This window comes from Micromonospora sp. SD12 (assembly GCF_052068495.1).
In the GTDB taxonomy this organism is placed as follows: Bacteria; Actinomycetota; Actinomycetes; order Mycobacteriales; family Micromonosporaceae; genus Micromonospora; species Micromonospora echinofusca.
This window is the reverse complement of the sequence record NZ_JBQHDF010000007.1, coordinates 289,243-306,916: the sequence shown is the minus strand read 5'-3', so window position 1 is coordinate 306,916 and position 17,674 is coordinate 289,243. Positions and strand designations below refer to the sequence as shown.

The 17,674-nt window shown below is 74.1% G+C and carries 18 protein-coding genes; 13 read left to right on the top strand and 5 right to left on the bottom strand.

Going from position 1 to position 17,674, the window contains the following annotated elements:
• The first annotated feature begins 9 nt into the window (after window positions 1-9).
• Window positions 10-1,035 carry a tetratricopeptide repeat protein gene (locus ACTMS2_RS17125; protein WP_441176248.1) on the top strand — a complete coding sequence of 342 codons (1,026 nt, stop codon included), beginning with the start codon at window positions 10-12 and terminating at the stop codon, window positions 1,033-1,035.
• Window positions 1,036-1,243: 208 nt separating this feature from the next.
• Window positions 1,244-1,429, top strand: a complete 186-nt coding sequence (locus ACTMS2_RS17120) for a hypothetical protein (protein WP_441176247.1) — start codon at window positions 1,244-1,246, stop codon at window positions 1,427-1,429.
• Between the two features lie 124 nt (window positions 1,430-1,553).
• Here ACTMS2_RS17120 and ACTMS2_RS17115 read toward each other — a convergent pair whose 3' ends face one another.
• Window positions 1,554-2,720 carry a homogentisate 1,2-dioxygenase gene (locus tag ACTMS2_RS17115; protein ID WP_441176246.1) on the bottom strand — a complete coding sequence of 389 codons (1,167 nt, stop codon included), beginning with the start codon at window positions 2,718-2,720 and terminating at the stop codon, window positions 1,554-1,556.
• Window positions 2,721-2,815: 95 nt separating this feature from the next.
• On the opposite strand from ACTMS2_RS17115, the gene ACTMS2_RS17110 reads away from it, so the two are divergent.
• From ACTMS2_RS17110 to ACTMS2_RS17075, 8 genes are all read left to right on the top strand, one after another.
• A complete protein-coding gene (locus tag ACTMS2_RS17110) occupies window positions 2,816-3,688 on the top strand; it encodes a hypothetical protein (protein ID WP_441176245.1) in 873 nt (290 codons plus the stop codon).
• A complete protein-coding gene (fahA, locus tag ACTMS2_RS17105; protein WP_441176244.1) occupies window positions 3,685-4,884 on the top strand; it encodes a fumarylacetoacetase in 1,200 nt (399 codons plus the stop codon). Before ACTMS2_RS17110 ends, fahA begins: the two co-directional genes overlap by 4 nt.
• Before the next feature lie 178 nt (window positions 4,885-5,062).
• A complete protein-coding gene (locus ACTMS2_RS17100) occupies window positions 5,063-5,272 on the top strand; it encodes a DUF397 domain-containing protein (protein ID WP_441176243.1) in 210 nt (69 codons plus the stop codon).
• A 99-nt stretch (window positions 5,273-5,371) separates the two neighbouring features.
• The gene (locus tag ACTMS2_RS17095; protein ID WP_441176242.1) at window positions 5,372-5,845 is read left to right on the top strand and encodes an SRPBCC family protein; all 474 of its coding nucleotides are present in this window, start codon (window positions 5,372-5,374) and stop codon (window positions 5,843-5,845) included.
• A gap of 146 nt (window positions 5,846-5,991) precedes the next feature.
• Complete coding sequence (locus ACTMS2_RS17090) at window positions 5,992-7,278, top strand: outer membrane protein assembly factor BamB family protein (protein WP_441176241.1); 1,287 nt, start codon at window positions 5,992-5,994, stop codon at window positions 7,276-7,278.
• Between the two features lie 57 nt (window positions 7,279-7,335).
• Window positions 7,336-7,869, top strand: a complete 534-nt coding sequence (locus ACTMS2_RS17085; RefSeq protein WP_441176240.1) for a hypothetical protein — start codon at window positions 7,336-7,338, stop codon at window positions 7,867-7,869.
• Window positions 7,870-7,928: 59 nt separating this feature from the next.
• Entirely contained in the window at window positions 7,929-8,471 is a 543-nt protein-coding gene (locus tag ACTMS2_RS17080; protein ID WP_441176239.1) for a hypothetical protein, read from the top strand.
• A 103-nt stretch (window positions 8,472-8,574) separates the two neighbouring features.
• Window positions 8,575-9,585 carry a hypothetical protein gene (locus ACTMS2_RS17075; protein ID WP_441176238.1) on the top strand — a complete coding sequence of 337 codons (1,011 nt, stop codon included), beginning with the start codon at window positions 8,575-8,577 and terminating at the stop codon, window positions 9,583-9,585.
• A 49-nt stretch (window positions 9,586-9,634) separates the two neighbouring features.
• Here the strand turns inward: ACTMS2_RS17075 and hisC are convergent, their stop codons facing one another.
• From hisC to hppD, 4 genes are read right to left on the bottom strand one after another with little or no spacing between them, the layout of a single operon-like run.
• Window positions 9,635-10,738: a histidinol-phosphate transaminase gene (gene hisC, locus ACTMS2_RS17070; RefSeq protein ID WP_441176237.1), complete on the bottom strand. Its 1,104-nt coding sequence runs from the start codon at window positions 10,736-10,738 to the stop codon at window positions 9,635-9,637.
• Window positions 10,735-11,754, bottom strand: coding sequence for an RDD family protein (locus ACTMS2_RS17065; RefSeq protein ID WP_441176236.1), 1,020 nt, complete (start codon window positions 11,752-11,754; stop codon window positions 10,735-10,737). The genes hisC and ACTMS2_RS17065 overlap by 4 nt, the downstream gene beginning before the upstream one ends.
• A gap of 22 nt (window positions 11,755-11,776) precedes the next feature.
• Window positions 11,777-12,499: an RDD family protein gene (locus ACTMS2_RS17060; protein ID WP_441176235.1), complete on the bottom strand. Its 723-nt coding sequence runs from the start codon at window positions 12,497-12,499 to the stop codon at window positions 11,777-11,779.
• Between the two features lie 10 nt (window positions 12,500-12,509).
• Window positions 12,510-13,715, bottom strand: a complete 1,206-nt coding sequence (gene hppD / locus ACTMS2_RS17055; RefSeq protein ID WP_441176234.1) for a 4-hydroxyphenylpyruvate dioxygenase — start codon at window positions 13,713-13,715, stop codon at window positions 12,510-12,512.
• Between the two features lie 150 nt (window positions 13,716-13,865).
• Here hppD and ACTMS2_RS17050 point away from each other — a divergent pair, with 150 nt between their 5' ends.
• From ACTMS2_RS17050 to ACTMS2_RS17040, 3 genes are all read left to right on the top strand, one after another.
• The gene (locus ACTMS2_RS17050; protein ID WP_441176233.1) at window positions 13,866-14,354 is read left to right on the top strand and encodes an Lrp/AsnC family transcriptional regulator; all 489 of its coding nucleotides are present in this window, start codon (window positions 13,866-13,868) and stop codon (window positions 14,352-14,354) included.
• 106 nt (window positions 14,355-14,460) lie between these two features.
• Window positions 14,461-15,885 (top strand): outer membrane protein assembly factor BamB family protein, encoded by a 1,425-nt coding sequence (locus tag ACTMS2_RS17045; RefSeq protein ID WP_441176232.1) that lies wholly within the window; start codon window positions 14,461-14,463, stop codon window positions 15,883-15,885.
• A gap of 67 nt (window positions 15,886-15,952) precedes the next feature.
• Complete coding sequence (locus tag ACTMS2_RS17040; protein WP_441176231.1) at window positions 15,953-17,620, top strand: fumarate hydratase; 1,668 nt, start codon at window positions 15,953-15,955, stop codon at window positions 17,618-17,620.
• Window positions 17,621-17,674: the final 54 nt, after the last annotated feature.

The following is a 17,674-nucleotide window of genomic DNA, read 5'->3' as shown; positions in this document are numbered from 1 at the left end:
CTCGCCGCGATGTCCAGCGACGCCACCTCCGACCGCTCCGCCTTCGACGGCTACGTCCAGCGCGCCAAGCTCCTCGCCGAACTCGGGCGCTACGACGAGGCCGCGGGCGAGCTGGCGTACGCCGTCGCGCTGGACCCGGCCAGCGCCGGGGCGCTGACCATGCTGTCCCGGGTGCACCTGGCGGCCGGCCGGCCGACGGAGGCGCTCACCGCCGCCGACGCCGCGGTCGCCGCCGCTCCGGACGCCGTGCCGGCGCTGGTCGCCCGCGCCCTCGCACTCGGCGACCTGGAGCAGTACGCCGAGGCGGCCCGCACCGCCGACCGGATCCTGGCGCTCGGACCCGACGACGCGTACGCCCAGCGCAGCGCCGCGGCGATCCTGGCCGGCTCCCGCAACGGGCAGCCGGCGCTGAACGCGGCCTGGCGCGGGGTCGAGCTGACCCCCGAGGAGCCCGAGGCGCACCTGGTCCTGGGGTTGGTCGCCGCCAACATGCAGCTGTACGACCTGGCCGAGCGGGCCTACCGCGAGGCGCTGCGGCTGGACCCGCAGCTCGCCGAGGCCCGCCACGACATCGGGGTGCTGCGGCTGGAGCAGCGGCGCTGGAGCGAGGCGCTGGAACACCTGGCCGAGGCCGCCGCGATGAGCCCCGGCCGGGTCGACTCCGGCCGGACCATCTCGGTCGGCCTGCGCCAGCTCGTGGTCTACGGCGCGGGCTGGACGATGATCACCGCCGTGCTGATCGCCTGCATGGCGCCGGGCAGCGCCGGGCTGTCCCGGGTCGCGGCGGCGTTCGCGGCGCTCGGCGGGGCCCTGGTGGTCTGGCGCTTCGCCGCCCGGCTGCCCGGCCTGGCCCGCACCATCCTGCCGAGCCTGCTGCGCTCCGACCGCGTCCTGGCGCTGGCCGTCTACGCGGCGGCGACCGCCCCGGCGCTGATCCTGCTCTACGCCCTGGTCGGCACCCCGTGGCCGCTGGTGCTCGCCATCCTCGCCGCGACCGCCGCCGAACTCGCCGTGCTGTCCCGTACGACGGCCTAGGCGACTGTCACCCGATCGACGTTCCACCACAGGCACCAGGTCGAGCGCCGGACGGGGCGCTGTCCGGGTCGGGTACAGGTGGCCTACCCGAAGTCCTGGACCGAACGCCCGCCCGCACCGCTCGCACACATCGTCCGAACGGAGATACCGCGTCCCGCGTTCATCGTCCGCACATGGGGCGGACGCCTCACCGTGGAGAGGAGCACTCGTGCAGGACCGGATTGCGGCAGGCGTAGGGGCGGCCTACCTGCTGCTCGTAGGGATGCCGTTCGTCGTGGCTGTCGGCTTCGCCGTGGCTTCCCGCAGCGAGAAGAAGCGCGCTGACGCCCACAAGGTCGCGGTGAAGTTGGCGGTGATGCTGATGCTTGCCCACGGGGCCGTGTCGACCCTGTAGACCTCGACGGGCGCGGCCGGGCGTCGATCGTTCCGGCCGTGCGCCGTCATCGGCACGGGCAGCCCTTTCCCGCCGCGAACGGAGCTGCCACGCCAGCCCTCGGCAAGCTCGACCGGTCGACGCGCTAGGGGCGGCGGGCCCAGGTCCAGGCGTAGCCGTCGTCCTCGCACGCGGTGGCGGCGTCGCAGAGGTCCAGCGGCCGGAAGGTGTCGACCATGACGGCCAACTCGTCGAAGAAGTCGGCGCCGATCGAGCGCTCGGCGGCGCCCGGCTGCGGGCCGTGGGTGAAGCCGGACGGGTGCAGCGAGATCGAGCCCTGCTCGATGCCGGAGCCGCGCCGGGCCTCGTAGTTGCCGCCCATGTAGAAGAGCATCTCGTCGGAGTCGACGTTGTGGTGGTTGTACGGCACCGGGATCGCGTCCGGGTGGTAGTCGACCTTGCGGGGCACGAACGAGCAGATCACGAAGTTGGGGCCCTGGAAGGTCTGGTGCACCGGCGGCGGCTGGTGGATCCGGCCCGTGATCGGCTCGAAGTCGTGGATGGAGAACGCCCACGGGTACATGTGGCCGTCCCAGCCGACGACGTCGAACGGGTGGTTGGCGTAGACGTAGCGGGTCCAGCCGCGTCGGTGCCGGACCAGCACCTCCACGTCCTCGCCGTCGACCAGCAGCGGCGCGTCCGGCCCCCGGACGTCGCGCTCGCAGTAGGGCGAGTGCTCCAGGAACTGACCCCGCACCGAGAGGTAGCGCTTGGGCGGACCGATGTGCCCCGCCGCCTCGACGGCGAGCAGCCGGGTCGGCGCGTCGCCGGTGGGCACCAGCCGGTGGATGGTCGAGGTGGGGATGACGACGTAGTCGCCGGGCACCGCGTCGAGCACGCCGAACGTGGACTCGACGCGCAGGGTGCCCGACTCCACGTACAGGCAGTGGTCACCGGTGGCGTCGCGGAACAGCGGGGACGGCCGGTCCGCCAGCACGTACGCGATCCGCACGTCGTCGTTGGCGAGCAGGTACTGCCGGCCGAGCACGGGGTCGGCGCCGGCGCCGTCGAGCTTGTGGGTGCGCAGGTGCCGGGGCTTGAGCGGCAGGTTCGGCACCCGGGTGAACGCCGGCGGGGTGAACTCCTCGGCCGCCACGATCGCGGTCGGCGCGTGCCGGTGGTAGAGCAGGGACGAGTCGGAGGAGAAGCCCTCCTGGCCCATCAGCTCCTCGGCGTAGAGGCTGCCGTCGGGCTGGCGGAACTGGGTGTGGCGCTTGCGCGGCACCTCGCCGACGCTGCGGTAGTACGGCATCTCGCCTCCCGGTTCGTCCCGTTCACCGATCCAACGGCGTCCGATAATCGGACGCTGTTGTCCGTTCCTTGTAGCGTCCCGTACATTCTTGTCTCGTGTCAACGCAGGTGCCCGCGCTTCTCGACGGCCTCGTCGACGACGCCGCCGTCTTCCCGCCCGGCAGCGCGCCGCTGCCCGACGCCGTCGCCGCGCACCGGCGGCACCGCAGCGCCTGGTACGCGGACCTGGTCGGCCCGCTCCTGGTGCCGGCCACCAGGCTGCCCGAGCTGACGGGCCTGCTCGGCGCCGACGAGCGGATCGCCGTCGGGGTGATCGGCGACGTGCCGCTCGACCAACTCGACGAGGTGCGCGCCACGGCCGACCCGCGCGTCCGTGTACGCCAGGTGGAGGCGGCGGTCGCCAGGCGCGGCGAGGACCCGCTGCCCGGCCTGACCGAGCTCGTGGCCCTGACCCGCCGTGCCGGCGCCGGCCCGGCCTCCCTCGACGCCGTCTACGCCGAGCTGCCGCTCACGTTCGGGCTGATGGGGGCGCTGGACGCACTCGCCGCCGCCCGCGCCGACGGCGTGCCGGTCGCCGCGAAGTTCCGCACCGGCGGGCTGGCCGCCGAGCTGTTCCCCACCCCGGCGGAGTTGGCCGCCGTGATCTGCGCCTGCCGGGACCGGGACCTGCCGTTCAAGCTGACCGCCGGGCTGCACCAGGCGGTGCGGCACCTCGACCCGGAGACCGGGTTCACCCACCACGGCTTCGTCAACGTGCTGGCGGCGACGCTGGCCGCCGCCGGGGGCGCCCCGGTGGCCCGGGTCGCCGATCTGCTCACCGCGGCCGACCCGCGCCCGCTGGTGCAGTACGCCGAGGCGGGACTCGCCGAACCGCGCCCGCTGTGGATCGGCTTCGGCTCGTGCAGCATCCTGGAACCACTGACCGATCTGATCCGGCTGGGGCTGGTGAACGGGGGCTTCGACGCATGACGTGGGTGACGGGTGCCGACGGTTCGCCGTACGGGGTGGCCAACCTGCCGTACGGGGTGTTCCGCCGGGCGGAGGGCGCGCCGCGCGTCGGCGTACGCATCGGCGACTTCGTGCTCGACCTGGCCGGCGCGGAGGAGGCTGGTCTGGTGCTGGCCGCCGGGGCGCTGGGGCGGCCCACCCTCAACGACTTCATGGCGCTCGGACGCCCACAGTGGACGGCTGTCCGGCAGCGGGTGACCGAGCTGCTCACCGACGCCGCACACCGGGCGGCGGTGGAGCCGCTGCTCGTGCCGCTGGCCGAGGCGCGGATGCAGCTGCCGTTCGAGGTCGCCGACTACGTCGACTTCTACTCCTCCGAGCACCACGCGTCCAACGTGGGCCAGATCTTCCGCCCCGGCCAGCCGCCCCTGCTGCCCAACTGGAAGCACCTGCCGATCGGCTACCACGGCCGGGCCGGCACGGTCGTCGTCTCCGGCACCCCCGTGGTGCGGCCGAGCGGGCAGCGGGCCACCCCGCAGGGGCCGGTCACCGGCCCGTCCGTACGCCTCGACATCGAGGCCGAGGTCGGCTTCGTGGTCGGCGTGCCCAGCCCGCTGGGCGACCGGGTCCCGGCCGACGACTTCGCCGACCACGTCTTCGGCGTCGTGCTGGTCAACGACTGGTCGGCCCGCGACATCCAGGCCTGGGAGTACCAGCCCCTCGGCCCGTTCCTGGGCAAGTCCTTCGCCACCTCGGTCTCGGCCTGGGTGACCCCGCTGGACGCGCTGGGCGACGCCTTCGTCCCCGCCCCCGAGCAGGACCCGCCGGTCGCCGACTACCTGCGCGACGTGCCGCACCTCGGGCTGGACCTGCGCCTGTCGGTGCAGTGGAACGGGGAGCAGGTCAGCGAGCCGCCGTTCGCCACCATGTACTGGACGCCGGCCCAGCAGCTGGCCCACCTCACCGTGAACGGCGCCTCACTGCGCACCGGCGACCTCTACGCCTCGGGCACCGTCTCCGGGCCCGAACGGGGCCAGGTCGGCTCGTTTCTGGAACTCACCTGGGGCGGGACCGAGCCGGTGAAGTTCGCCGACGGCGGGACGCGCACCTTCCTGGAGGACGGCGACACCGTCACGATCACCGCCACCGCGCCCGGCCCGGACGGCACCACCATCGCCCTGGGCGAGGTGACCGGGAAGGTCGTCGCCGCCCGCTGACCCGCCTTCCGATCATCGCCGGTCCCCGGTCGCACCAAGTGTGCGACCGGGGACCGCGTCTTCCGCGTTGATCGTCGCGGATTCCGTCGCCATGCCGCGCCGGGGCCGGCCCGGACGCCCCCTTCCGGTCCCGGTCCCGGCCGCCGGTTGGCGCACCGACGACAGGAAGGTGACGACGATGAACGATCTCCCGGGCGCGGTCTGGCGCACCAGCAGCCGCTCCAACGACCAGGGTCTCTGCGTGGAGGTGGCGGACAACCTGGTCGACGCCCTCGGCGTGGTGGGCGTACGTGACTCCAAGGACCAGGCGGGCCCCACGCTGGCCGTCAGCCCGCCGGGGTGGACGGCGTTCGTCGGCGCGATCCGGGCCGGCCGGTTCGATCGCTGACGCGTCGCCCACGATCGGGGCTCCCGGCGGTGTGAAAATTCCGCTCCGGGGCCCCGATCCCCGCTCACCCGGCGTACCGTCGAGGCCACGGGAGGTGGCATGTCGACGGTCGCGGTCACGGAGTTCGTGGAGGCGCACGACGTCGACCTCTGGCGGCTGCTGACCGACCTGACCGCCCGCACCCGGCGCTTCACCGGCCCGGTGGAGGTGCTCACTCCCGGCCCGTTCGGCCCGGGCACCGCGTGGCGGGAGACCCGTTCCCAGCCCGACGGCACCGCGCTGCTCGAGGAGTTCGTCGTCATCGAGGCCGAGCCGCCCCGACGGCTGGTGCTCGGCTCGCGGGGCGCCGGCGTTGACTACCGGATCACCTGGACGCTGCGCCCGGTCGAGCGGCGGCGCCGGGGCTGCACCGCCGTCACCGTCGAGCAGGAGGCGGTGCCGACCGCCCCGTACGGTCGGGTGGTGGCCCTGCTGCTCGGCGGGCTGGCGGCCCGGGCGGTCGAACGCGCGCTGCGGCAGGACGTCGCCGACCTGGCCGCCGCGGCGGCCACCGGCGCGACCGAGGCGGCCTGAGTCGCACGTCGGGGCACCGGTGCGCGGCGGCGGGCGCCGGCCGCGCCGCGCGTACGCCGACGGTCACCGCCGGAGCACCCGCCCGCCGGCGACCTGACCGGGCCCTGACCGGCCCCGCTGGGTAGGGTGCCGGACGGAGGTGCGGCATGGGGTTCCCGAACGGCCGGCGGCGGATCGCGGTGGCGGTCGCGGCGCTGCTCGCCACCGTCGCCGTCGCGGCGACGGTCTACCGGGTGCTCGCCCCCGCCGAGGTCGTCACGCCCGCCCGGGCCGGGTATCCGCCGGCCGCGTCTCCCACCGTGGGCGTGGTCGGCCGGCTCCCCGTCGCCCCGCTCCTCGTGGACGGACGGCTACGGGTCTACGCGGCCCACCGCCAGGTCTACGCCGACCGGCCGGCCGACTGGCGGTACCGGACGACCCCGTACTGGTCGTACCGCCGCTGGCCGGCGACGCTCGACGGGGTCGTGGCGAGCGGGACGACGGTGGTCACCCGCTGGTCCGACGGGCGGCTGGTGGCGCTCGACGCGCGGACGGGCCGGGTCGCCTGGCGGGCGGACGGGCCCGCGCCGGCCGGGGAGCGGACGGTCCGGCGCACCGGCGCGGCGACGGTCTGGGATCCCCGGGGGCTCCTCGTGGCCCGGGGGGCCGACGGTCGGCAGGCGGTGGTGGCGGCCGGGGCGGAGCGGATGAGTGCCGTGGATCTGGCCGACGGCCGCGAACTGTGGCAGTCCCACCGCACGGTCACGGTGCCGCCGGGGGACGCCGACGCGTTCGCCGGGTGCCGGGACGCGCTCGGCACGACCGGGTCGGGACAGGTGATGATCGTCGACTCCTGCGCGGGCCCGGCGGTGGTGGAGTTCCGCGACGCCGTGACCGGGGCGGTGGGCCTGCGCTGGCGCCCGCCGGACGCCGGCGACGAGCTGGTGGCGACCCTGGTGGGCTGCGGCACCGGCCGGACGGGGTGCGCCGGGCTGCGGACGGCCGGGCCGGGCGACGAGCCGGGGCGGGGCTGGCTGCTCGGTGCCGGTGCGCCGGTCGCGGCCCCGGCCCTGGACCGGCCGGACGCCGAACTCGTCGGCGGCACGGCCGTGGCCGTCGTCGACGGGGTGCCGGTCGGCCGGTCGGCGCGTACGGGCGCGGAACTGTGGCGCCGGGTCGGCCTGCCGCCGGTGCGGCTGCTCGCCGTGCAGCCCGACCGCGTGCACCTGCTGACGGAGACGAACGACCTGGTGACGCTGGACCCGGCGACGGGGGCGCAGCGGTCCTTCTTCGCGCTCAACGCGGGCTCGGACGGCATCGGCTGGGCGCCCGGCGCGGCGTACGCGGCCGACGGGTTCGTGGCCGTGGAGCGGCTTCGCAAGCCCGTCGACCCGACCGGTGACGACCAGCGCTACTACCTGACCTCGGAGCCGATCATCCTCGCCGCGACATGAAACGCGGGGGTGGCCAGGCTACTCGCAAAACGGACATAAGTTATTTATAGTCCCACTGTGCGTCTACTGGCAGCCCTGTTGGGCGCGATCCTGATCCTCGTCACCGCCTCGCCGGCCGACGCCGCGCCGTCCGGCCGGACGGTCCGGCTCGCCCGGACCGTGGGGGTGGACATCGCCGTGCCCGCCACGGCGAACCTCGGTGCCGGTTTCGTCGGCGGCTCCCTGACCGCGCAGCTGGGTGCGGTCGAGGTGCGCGACTCGCGGGGGTCGGTCAACCCCAACACCTGGGTCGCCACCGTCTCCGCGACCGCCTTCGTCGCCGGGGCGGGCGGCCCGCAGCGGACGATCGCCAACGGCCGGGTCTCGTACTGGTCCGGGCAGGCGGTGCGCAGCACGGGCGGCGGCACCCTGGTGCCCGGGCAGTCCACCTCGGCGCAGGCGGTGTCCCTGGGGACCGCGCGCGAGGCGTTCCGCAAGACCGCCGGCAACGGCAACAACGCGGTGGTCTGGGTGCCGACGATCCGGATCGCCATCCCGGCGGACATCGTGGCGGGCACGTATCGGGGCGCCATCATCCATTCCGTTGCCTGATGGGTGATTTGTCCGAAAGAGGGCGTTATGGTCGAGGTCGGGTATCTAGCGTGGGCCGTATGAGAAAGCCACTTCTTGCCCTGACCGCCGCCGCGGCCGCCGTGGTGGCCCTGGGCTCGCCCGCAGCGGCCTCGCCCACCGACGACACCATCGTCACCTTCACGGTGGGGGCCGCGAACCTGGACGTCTTCGCTCCGCCCGGGGTGAACCTCGGCTCCACCTTCGCCGACACCACCATCCAGGGCCAGATCGGCCCGGTGCAGGTCGTTGACCAGCGCGCGGCGCTCAACGCCACCTGGGTCGCCACGGTGAGCGTGACGGAGTTCGTCAGCGGCGCCGGCAGCCCCGAGGAGACCATCACCCCCAGCCTGGTCGAGTACTGGTCCGGCCCCGCGACCGCCACCACCGGCACCGGCGTCTTCGTCCCCGGACAGCCGACCGAGGCGGACGCCGTCACCCTCTCCTCGCCCCGGGTGGCCTTCTCGAAGACCTCCGGCAGCGGCAACAACTCCGCCACCTGGAACCCGACCATCCGCATCAACGTCCCGGCAACGGCGGTGAGCGGCACCTACAGTGCGACGGTGACCCATTCGGTGGCGTGACCCGGCCCGCGTCGTCGCCCTGGCCCTGACCCTCCTCGTCACGGTCGGGGCGCCGGCGCTGGCCGCCCCGTACGGGTCGGGGCCGTCCGTCCGCTCCGACCCGATGGCGCAGGCGCCGGACCTGCCCGACACGGACCAACCGGCCGTCAAGCCGCCCGGCCGGGACGGCCCACGCGAACCGTCGCCCAGCCCGAGTCCGGTCGGGCCGGCGTCCGCTGTCGGGATCAGGCTGCTCGACGCCCCGGTGAACCGCCGCGACGACACCCGGGCGCACAGGTACGTCGTCGACCACCTGCGCCCGGGCACGACCATCGAGCGGCGGATCATGGTCAAGAACCAGTCCGAGGATCGTCGCCCCGTCGCGGTCTACGCCGCCGCTGCGGACGTCACCGGCGAGGGCTTCGTCTTCGCGCCCGGCCGCACCGAGAACGAGCTGAGCAGCTGGATCACGGTCAGCCGCCCGGAACTGGACCTGGAACCGGGCGAGGAGACCGAGGTTCTGGTGACCATCGAGGTGCCACGCGCCGCCGAGGCCGGCGAGCGGTACGCCGTCGTATGGGCCGAGGTCGCCGGTGCCGACGACGGGCAGACCGTACGCAACGTCGGCCGGGCCGGCGTCCGGGTCTACCTCTCCGTCGGGCCCGGTGGCGAGCCGCCCTCCGGCTTCGAGATCGGCCCGCTCACCGGCAAGCGGGAGAAGGACGGCACCCCCGTGCTCACCGCCGAGGTGCGCAACACCGGCAGGCGGGCGCTCGACCTGGCCGGCGACCTGCGGCTCACCGAGGGGCCGGGCGGGCTGTCGGCCGGGCCGGTGAAGGTGGAGGCGGGCACGCTCGCGCTGGACGGCACGACCACCGTACGCGTCGCCCTGGACCGCCGGCTGCCGGACGGGCCGTGGGCGGCGAAGCTCGACCTGGCCAGCGGCTGGACGAAGCGCTCCGCCACCGGCCGGGTCAGCTTCGGGCCCGTACCGGTGGCGGCCACCACCGCCGTCGACCGCTCCGGCCAGGTGCTCACCGGCGGGCTGGCCACCTCGGGGCTGGTCCTGGTGTTGTTCGCGGTGTACGCGTACCGGCGCCGGATCCGGGTCCGGCAGCCGGTGGCGGCCGCCTGAGCAGCCGGTCCGGTCCGCGAGGGGATGGCGGACCGGACCGGCACCCGCCTCAGGCCAGCGCGGCCTCCGCCGCGGCCAGGAAGGCGTCGTTCTCGGCCGGCGTACCGATGGTCACCCGGACCCCGTCGCCCGCGAACGGCCGGACGATCACGCCCCGCGCCTCGCACGCCTTGGCGAAGTCCACCGCCCGGTCGCCCAGCGGCAGCCAGACGAAGTTGGCCTGGCTGTCCGGCACGTCGCCGACCAGCTTGCGCAGGGCCTCCGTCACGCGGTCGCGCTCGGCCACCACGAGGGCGCAGCGCCGCCGTACCTCGTCCTCCTGGGCCAGCGCGGCGAGCGCGCCCGCCTGCGCGGCCATGCTGCTGGAGAACGGCGTCACGACCTTGCGCACGGCCGCTGCCACCGCCGGCTGGGCGACCAGGAAGCCGATCCGCAGGCCGGCCAGGCCCCAGGCCTTGGAGAGCGTCCGCAGCACGACCACGTTCGGCCGGTCGAGGTAGGTGAGGCCGTCCGGCACCTCCGGGTCGGTGACGAACTCGCGGTACGCCTCGTCGATCACGACGAGCACGTCCTCGCCGACCGCGTCGAGGAACCGGTCCAGCTCCGCCCGGCGTACCGAGGTGCCGGTGGGGTTGTTCGGGTTGCAGACCACGATCAGCCGGGTCCGGTCGGTCACCGCCGCCGCCATCGCCGCCAGGTCGTGCCCGTGCCCGGCGTCGTTGGGCACCCGCACGCTGGTCGCGCCGCTGGTCGCCGCGATGATCGGGTACGCCTCGAAGGAGCGCCACGCGTAGAGGAACTCGTCACCGGGCAGGCAGGTGGCCCGGACGAGGTGCTCGGCCAGCGCCACCGACCCGCAGCCGGTGGCGATCCGGTCGATGTCCACGCCGTACCGCTCGGACAGCGCCTGGCGCAGCGCGAGCACGCCCATGTCCGGGTAGCGGTGCACCCCGGTGACGGCCTCGGCGACGGCCTCCACGACGCCGGGCAGCGGCCCGTACGGCACCTCGTTGCTGGCCAGCTTGATCGCCTCGGGGAGGCCGAGCTCGCGGGCCAGGTCGGCAGCGCTGCGGCCGGGTACGTAGTTGGGCAGCGCGTTCAGGTCGGCGCGGGTCAGCCGCAGCGCCGGCTGGTGTCGTCCGGGGTCGGTCATGGGGTGTCTCCCGAGGGGTGGGTGCGGTCGTCGGGGGTGCGGTCGTCCGGGGCGGTGTCCTCGTCGGTGGCGGCGCGCTCGTCGGTGGCGGTGCGCCCGCCCCCGGTGGTGCGGTCGCGGCGGGGGAGCTGGACCACCACGGTTTGCGCCCGCTTGTCGTGCAACGCCTGACGCATCGGGTGGTCGAAGAGCGGGGAGAGCGCGTCGACGAGCTGGAGCAGCAGGCCGAGGCCGCAGCAGTACCAGAGCAGGGTGGGCAGGCCGAGGGTGTTCCAGCGGCGCAGCGCCCGGCCGAAGCCGAGCGGCTCGTTCGCGCTCATCGGCACCACCTTGACGCCCACCAGCCGTTTGCCGAACGTCTGCCCGCCCGAGGACATCGTCGGCACCTCGTACGCGAGCCAGAGCGCGGTGGCGATCAGCAGGATCACGACCTGGAGGCCGCCGGCCTGTTCGCTGGGCTGCGGCAGGCCGTCGGTGGAGCTGTCGCCGGCCATCGCCCGCCGGAACACCTCCCGCCAGTACGGCGTGACCTCCTCGACCAGCCGCCAGACGAACCAGCCGTTCACTACGGCGTTCAGCGCGAAGACGATCGCGAAGTCGATCAGCCGGGCGACCAGCCGGGCGCCGAACCCGGCCAGGGGCAGCCCGTGCGGGCGGGGCTCCGGCGGCCGTCCGGGCCAGCCGCCGGGCGGCCAACCGGGCGGGGGTCCGCCACCGGGCGGCCAGCCGGGCGGCGGGGCCTGCGGGTGGCCGTGCCCCTGCGGCGGCTGCCAGGGGTAGGGCTGGCCCGGATGCGGCTGCCCCGGCAGGGGCGGCCCGCCCGTGGGGGCGCCCGGCGCGGAGACCGGGGCCACGGGCGGCGTCGGAGCGGGCGCGGGGGGCGGTTCGGCCGGCGGCGGGCCCTCGGGCGGGGTGGCGTCGACGGGGATCGGCGCGCCGATCCAGCCCCCGCCGTCCCAGTAGCGCCGGGTGTCCGGGTCTGCCGGGTCGACGTACCAGCCCGGTTCGACGCTCATGGCCTGGCCTCGCTGCGCTCGCTCACGCAGACACCTTAACGACGACGGTGCCGGCGAACTTGTCGTGGAGGCACTGCTGCCAGGGCTTGTCCCACAACTGCCACAGCCCGTCGAGGTAGCTGAGGCCGGGCAGGAAGCCGGCGGCCAGGTACTGCACGGCGTACCGCTTGCCGGCCATCCGCCGGTCGAGGGTGGCGGCCGGGTCGAGCGGCACGATGCGCAGCTTCATCACCTTCTTGCCGAAGGTCTGCCCGGTGCGCTTCATGTATTCGACGTGGTAGAGCCAGTAGAGGCCGAACATCACCACCATCAGGCCCAGTTGAAGCAGGAACAGCGGCAGCAGGAACTCCGTGAGGAACGCGTCGGGCGTCGGCCCGAGGGTGCCGTCCGGGTTGGTCCGGGACAGGTCGCTCGTCATGTTCAGGAACAGGATCAGCATCGGCGGCATGAGGAGGACCATCACCACGGCCCCGCTCAGCGCGCCGTCGATCAGCGCGGCGAGCAGCCGGTCACCGAAGCTGGCGAGCGGCTGCCCGCCCGGGCCGAGCGCCGGGGCCGGGCGGGGCGGGCCGGCCCAGCCCGGGGGCGGCGGGGTCCAGCCGGGCGGCGGGAACTGACCGGGCGGGACGTGCTGCGGCGGCACCGCGTACCCCTGGTGGGCGGGACCGGCGGGCGGCGCGAAGCCGCCGGCGGCGGGCGGGTGCCCACCGGCCGGCGGCGTCGGGTACGTCGGAGGCTGCGTCACGCCGTCAGTGTTACAGGTTGCCGCGCGCTTCCTGCTCCCGCTCGATGGCCTCGAAGAGCGCCTTGAAGTTGCCCTTGCCGAAGCCGAGCGAGCCGTGCCGCTCGATCAGCTCGAAGAAGACCGTCGGGCGGTCCTGCACCGGCTTGGTGAAGATCTGGAGCAGGTAGCCGTCCTCGTCCCGGTCCACCAGGATCTTGCGGGCCTTCAACTCCTCGATCGGCACCCGTACCTGGCCGATCCGGGCGCGCAGCTCCGGGTCGTCGTAGTACGAGTCCGGGGTGTCCAGGAACTCGACGCCGGCGGCACGCATCGCGTCGACGCTGGCCAGGATGTCGTTGGTGGCCACGGCGATGTGCTGGGCGCCCGGGCCCTGGTAGAACTCCAGGTACTCGTCGATCTGCGACTTCTTGCGGGCGATCGCCGGCTCGTTGAGCGGGAACTTCACCTTGCGGGTGCCGTTGGCGACGACCTTGCTCATCAGCGCCGAGTAGTCGGTGGCGATGTCGTCGCCGATGAACTCGGCCATGTTCGAGAAGCCCATGACGCGCTTGTAGAACTCGACCCACTCGTCCATGCGGCCCAGCTCGACGTTGCCGACCACGTGGTCCACGGCCTGGAAGAAGCGCTTCGGCTGGAGGCCGGCGTCGATCATCGGCTGCCGGTCCACGATCGGCTTGCGGGCCACGAACCCGGGCAGGAACGGGCCGGTGTAGCGGGACCGGTCGACCAGGGTGTGCCGGGTGTCGCCGTACGCCGCGATGGCGGCCAGCCGGACGGTGCCGTGTTCGTCGCTGACGTCGTGCGGCTCGACCAGGCCGGTGGCGCCCTGCGCGGTGGCGTGCGCGTACGCGGCGTCGACGTCCGGCACCTCCAGCGCGATGTCGGAGACGCCGTCGCTGTGCTTCGTCACGTGCTCGGCGCCGTCGGCGTCCGGGCGGACCGCGCCGGTGAGTACGAACCGGGCCGAGCCGCTGGTCAGCACGTACTGGGCGTGGTCGCGGTAGCCCTGCTCCGGGCCCCGGTACGCCACGCAGGTCATGCCGAACGCGGTGGAGTAGTAGTGCGCGGCCTGCTTGGCGTTGCCCACGAGGAAGTGCACGTGGTCGAGGCCCTTGACGGGGAACGGGTCGCGGCTGATGTCGTGGTCGACGGCGCCGACGAGCACGTCGACGTCGACGTCTTCGGTTGCCTGGGGTCGGTCGATCGCCTGGGTCATCGCGGTCTCCCTCAAGTTCCGGTCGGCCTCGTGGCCGCCGCCGTCGGTCGTGTGCCGTGGCTCTGTGGCGAGGATCGCGGTGAAGGGCCGCACTGGGCAACTGTCGTGCCTGTGCCTGGTCAGGTTGCGCATTAAGTAGGGTGCAACCGTATGAGTGCTGGTCAGGTTGTGCAGCTCGACGCTCTCGATGCGCGGTTGATCGAACTGCTCGCGGAGGAGCCGCGGATCGGGGTGCTGGAGTCGTCCCGGCGCCTCGGGGTCGCCCGGGGCACCGTGCAGGCCCGGCTGGACAAGCTCGCCGAGCGCGGCGTCATCTCCGGGTTCGGGCCGGAGATCACCCCGGCGGCGATCGGGTTCGGGGTGACCAGCTTCGTCACGCTGGAGATCAGCCAGCGGCACGGGCACGACCGGGTCGCCGCGCACCTGGGCGCGATCCCGGAGGTGCTGGAGGCGCACACCATCACCGGCTCCAGCGACCTGCTCTGCCGGATCGTTGCCCGCTCGAACACCGACCTCCAGCGGGTGATCGACCAGATCGTCTCGTACGAGGGCATCCGCCGCGCCTCGACGATCATCGCCCTGGCCGAGCAGATCCCCTACCGCACCCTTCCCCTGGTGCGCTCCGCCGTCCAGCGGTGAGCAGCGGGCCGAAGGCCCTCCCGTACGCCCTCGGGCACGCGAGAAAGGGCGGCGACACGGCGGCGCGGGAGGGCGGGCGCGCGGCGGTCGTCGCTACGGTGTGCGTGTGGCGAAGGCGGGCGGCCTCGGTGGGTGGCGTGGTGGGCTGCTGCTCGCGCTCGCCGCGGTCGTCGCGCTCGCCGCGACCGGGGTGTGGAACCCGTTCCCCGCGGTGTGGGACTGGGTCGACCGCAGCGAGCCGATCTCCGAGCCCGACGTGGTCTGGCAGCAACGCGTCGGCGGCACCCCGCGCAGCGTGACCATCGCCGGCGAGACCGTCGTGGTCGAGCAGCGCACCCGCGTGGAGGCCCGCAGCCTGGCCACGGGCGCCCAGCTGTGGGAGCGCAAGGCCGACTGGTCCGCGGTGGCCGGCGGCGACCGGGACCCGGTCGTCGTCGTGGGCAAGCTGCTGGTCAAGGGGTACGAGGTGCTAGACCCGACGACCGGCGCCACGCGGCGGCGCGACGGCGACGCGGTGGCCGTCTGGACGTACCGCAACATGCTGCTCGACGCCCGCTGCGTCGACGCCACCGACTGCACGGTGAGCGCCTGGGACCCGCGCGGCACCGCCCCCCTCTGGACGGCCTTCGTGCCGGGGGTGCGCAGCGGCCTGCTCGGCGACAACCCCGGGCTGCTCGACACCCGCCGCCTCGACGCCGTCCGGATCGACGACGAGGTGGCCGGCCCGGAGCCCGTACCGCCGCTGCTCGGTTTCCCCATCGACGGGCGGGTGCACGTCCTCGACACCGCCACCGGGCGGATGCTCCAGGACGTCGAGCCCGGCCGGGACGAGCGGCTGTCGGTGGTCGGCGGCCGGTTGCTGCGGATCACCGCCCGCTCCCAGGACGGCACCTGCTACTTCGCCATCTCCGGGCGGGACCCGGCGACCGGCCAGGAGGCGTGGCAGCGGGCCGGGATCAACCTGCGGACCGCCGACAACGCCGGCTGCGCGCAGCGCGAGGACCCGTACGGGGCGCGCAACGTGCTGATCGGGGTGGCCCCGGACGCCCGTGAGGCGGTCCTCGACGGCTACGACGGGCGGCTGCTGCTGGTCACCGACGCCGGGGAGCGGCTGCTCGCGGTCGACGACCGGCACGCCCTGGTCCGGACGGCCGACAAGCGGGCGGTGGTCGGCCGGGAGCTGGGCGCCGGCCGGGTCCGGTGGACGCGCCCCACCGGGGCGAAGGCCGGCGCCGCGCTCACCCCGTACGCGGCCGTGATCGCCGACGAGAAGCCGTCCCGGCTGGTGGCGCTGGAACCGCGTACCGGGCGGGAACTGGCGAGCCTGCGCACCTCCGCGAACGCCCTCGCGGTCGGCCCGGGTGGCATGGTCATCGGCGAGGGGCGGGAGATCGGCTACGTCCGCTTCGGCGGCGCGCGGGGCGCCCCCGTCCCGCCGCGCGACGGCGGCGTACCGGGCCCCGGCGGCACGGGGAGCGTGCCGGGGCCGGCGGACAGCTGCGGCCCGAAGCGGGAGCTCTGCCCCGGGTGAGAGCGTCGTCCCAGGACCGACCCGGCGGGTGGGACTGATCGACCCTTCTGCCCTAGGCTTTCCGCTCATGAGCAGTGCCGCCGCGTTCTCGTACGCTCCCTTGCTGCCGACCGGTCCGGACCAGACGGAATACCGCCTGGTCACCGACGAGGGCGTCGACGTCGTCAACGGGCCGGGGGGCCGCCGGTTCCTCACCGTGGAGCCGACCGCGCTCACCGCGCTGACGGCCGAGGCCATGCACGACATCGCGCACTTCCTGCGCCCCGCGCACCTGGCCCAGCTGCGCGCGATCATCGACGATCCGGCGGCCTCGCCGAACGACCGGTTCGTCGCGCTCGACCTGCTGCGCAACGCCAACATCGCGGCCGGCGGCGTGCTGCCGATGTGCCAGGACACCGGCACCGCCATCGTGATGGGCAAGCGCGGCCGGCACGTGCTCACCGACGGCAGCGACGCCGAGGCCCTGTCTCGCGGCGTCTACCAGGCCTACACCCGGCTCAACCTGCGCTACTCGCAGCTCGCCCCGCTGACCATGTGGGAGGAGCGCAACACGGGCAGCAACCTGCCGGCCCAGGTCGAGCTCTACGCGGAGGACCCCGACGGGCAGCCCGACGCCTACAAGTTCCTCTTCATGGCCAAGGGCGGCGGCTCGGCCAACAAGTCCTACCTCTACCAGGAGACCAAGGCGCTGCTGAACCCCACGCGGATGATGCAGTTCCTGGAGGAGAAGCTGCGGCTCATCGGCACCGCCGCCTGCCCGCCGTACCACCTCGCCGTCGTCATCGGCGGCACCTCCGCCGAGTACGCCCTGAAGACCGCCAAGTACGCCAGCGCCAAGTACCTGGACGCGCTGCCCACCTCCGGCTCGATGAGCGCGCACGGCTTCCGGGACCTGGAGCTGGAGGCGGAGGTGCTGGAGCTCACCCGCAACTTCGGCATCGGCGCGCAGTTCGGCGGGCGCTACTTCTGCCACGACGTACGGGTGGTCCGGCTGCCCCGGCACGGCGCCTCCTGCCCGGTGGCGATCGCCGTCTCCTGCTCGGCCGACCGGCAGGCGGTCGCCAAGATCACCCCGTCGGGCGTGTGGCTGGAGCGGCTCGAGACCGACCCGGCGCGCTACCTGCCCGACGTCACCGACGAGACGCTCGACGCGTCCGAGGTGGTGCGTGTCGACCTCAACCGACCGATGGACGAGATCCGCGCCGAGCTGTCGAAGTACCCGGTGAAGACCCGGCTGTCGCTGACCGGTCCGCTCGTGGTGGCCCGCGACATCGCGCACGCCAAGATCGCGGAGCGGCTGGACGCCGGCGAGCCGATGCCGCAGTACCTGCGCGACCACGCCGTCTACTACGCGGGCCCCGCCAAGACCCCGGAGGGCTACGCATCCGGCTCGTTCGGCCCGACCACCGCCGGGCGGATGGACGCGTACGTGGAGAAGTTCCAGGCCGCGGGCGGCTCGCAGGTCATGCTCGCCAAGGGCAACCGGTCCGCCCAGGTCACCCGCTCCTGCCAGCAGCACGGCGGCTTCTACCTCGGCTCGATCGGCGGCCCGGCCGCCCGGCTCGCCCAGGACTGCATCAAGCACGTGGAGGTCCTGGAATACGCGGAGCTGGGCATGGAGGCGGTCTGGAAGATCCAGGTGGAGGACTTCCCGGCCTTCATCGTGGTCGACGACAAGGGCAACGACTTCTTCGCCGAGGTCACCAAGCCGGTGCTGACGGTCGGCCGCCGCTGACCCACGTACGCGAAGGGGCGCCGGGCAGTGGCCCGGCGCCCCTCGTCGTTGCCC

What these genes read in the sequence shown, in the direction of transcription:
- ACTMS2_RS17125 (WP_441176248.1), top strand. Translation starts at nt 10, where the DNA reads ATGTCCAGCGACGCCACCTCCGACCGCTCCGCCTTCGACGGCTACGTC.
- ACTMS2_RS17115 (WP_441176246.1), bottom strand. Translation starts at nt 2,720, where the DNA reads ATGCCGTACTACCGCAGCGTCGGCGAGGTGCCGCGCAAGCGCCACACC.
- fahA (WP_441176244.1), top strand. Translation starts at nt 3,685, where the DNA reads ATGACGTGGGTGACGGGTGCCGACGGTTCGCCGTACGGGGTGGCCAAC.
- ACTMS2_RS17100 (WP_441176243.1), top strand. Translation starts at nt 5,063, where the DNA reads ATGAACGATCTCCCGGGCGCGGTCTGGCGCACCAGCAGCCGCTCCAAC.
- ACTMS2_RS17095 (WP_441176242.1), top strand. Translation starts at nt 5,372, where the DNA reads ATGTCGACGGTCGCGGTCACGGAGTTCGTGGAGGCGCACGACGTCGAC.
- ACTMS2_RS17090 (WP_441176241.1), top strand. Translation starts at nt 5,992, where the DNA reads ATGGGGTTCCCGAACGGCCGGCGGCGGATCGCGGTGGCGGTCGCGGCG.
- ACTMS2_RS17080 (WP_441176239.1), top strand. Translation starts at nt 7,929, where the DNA reads ATGAGAAAGCCACTTCTTGCCCTGACCGCCGCCGCGGCCGCCGTGGTG.
- ACTMS2_RS17075 (WP_441176238.1), top strand. Translation starts at nt 8,575, where the DNA reads ATGGCGCAGGCGCCGGACCTGCCCGACACGGACCAACCGGCCGTCAAG.
- hisC (WP_441176237.1), bottom strand. Translation starts at nt 10,738, where the DNA reads ATGACCGACCCCGGACGACACCAGCCGGCGCTGCGGCTGACCCGCGCC.
- ACTMS2_RS17065 (WP_441176236.1), bottom strand. Translation starts at nt 11,754, where the DNA reads ATGAGCGTCGAACCGGGCTGGTACGTCGACCCGGCAGACCCGGACACC.
- hppD (WP_441176234.1), bottom strand. Translation starts at nt 13,715, where the DNA reads ATGACCCAGGCGATCGACCGACCCCAGGCAACCGAAGACGTCGACGTC.
- ACTMS2_RS17050 (WP_441176233.1), top strand. Translation starts at nt 13,866, where the DNA reads ATGAGTGCTGGTCAGGTTGTGCAGCTCGACGCTCTCGATGCGCGGTTG.
- ACTMS2_RS17040 (WP_441176231.1), top strand. Translation starts at nt 15,953, where the DNA reads ATGAGCAGTGCCGCCGCGTTCTCGTACGCTCCCTTGCTGCCGACCGGT.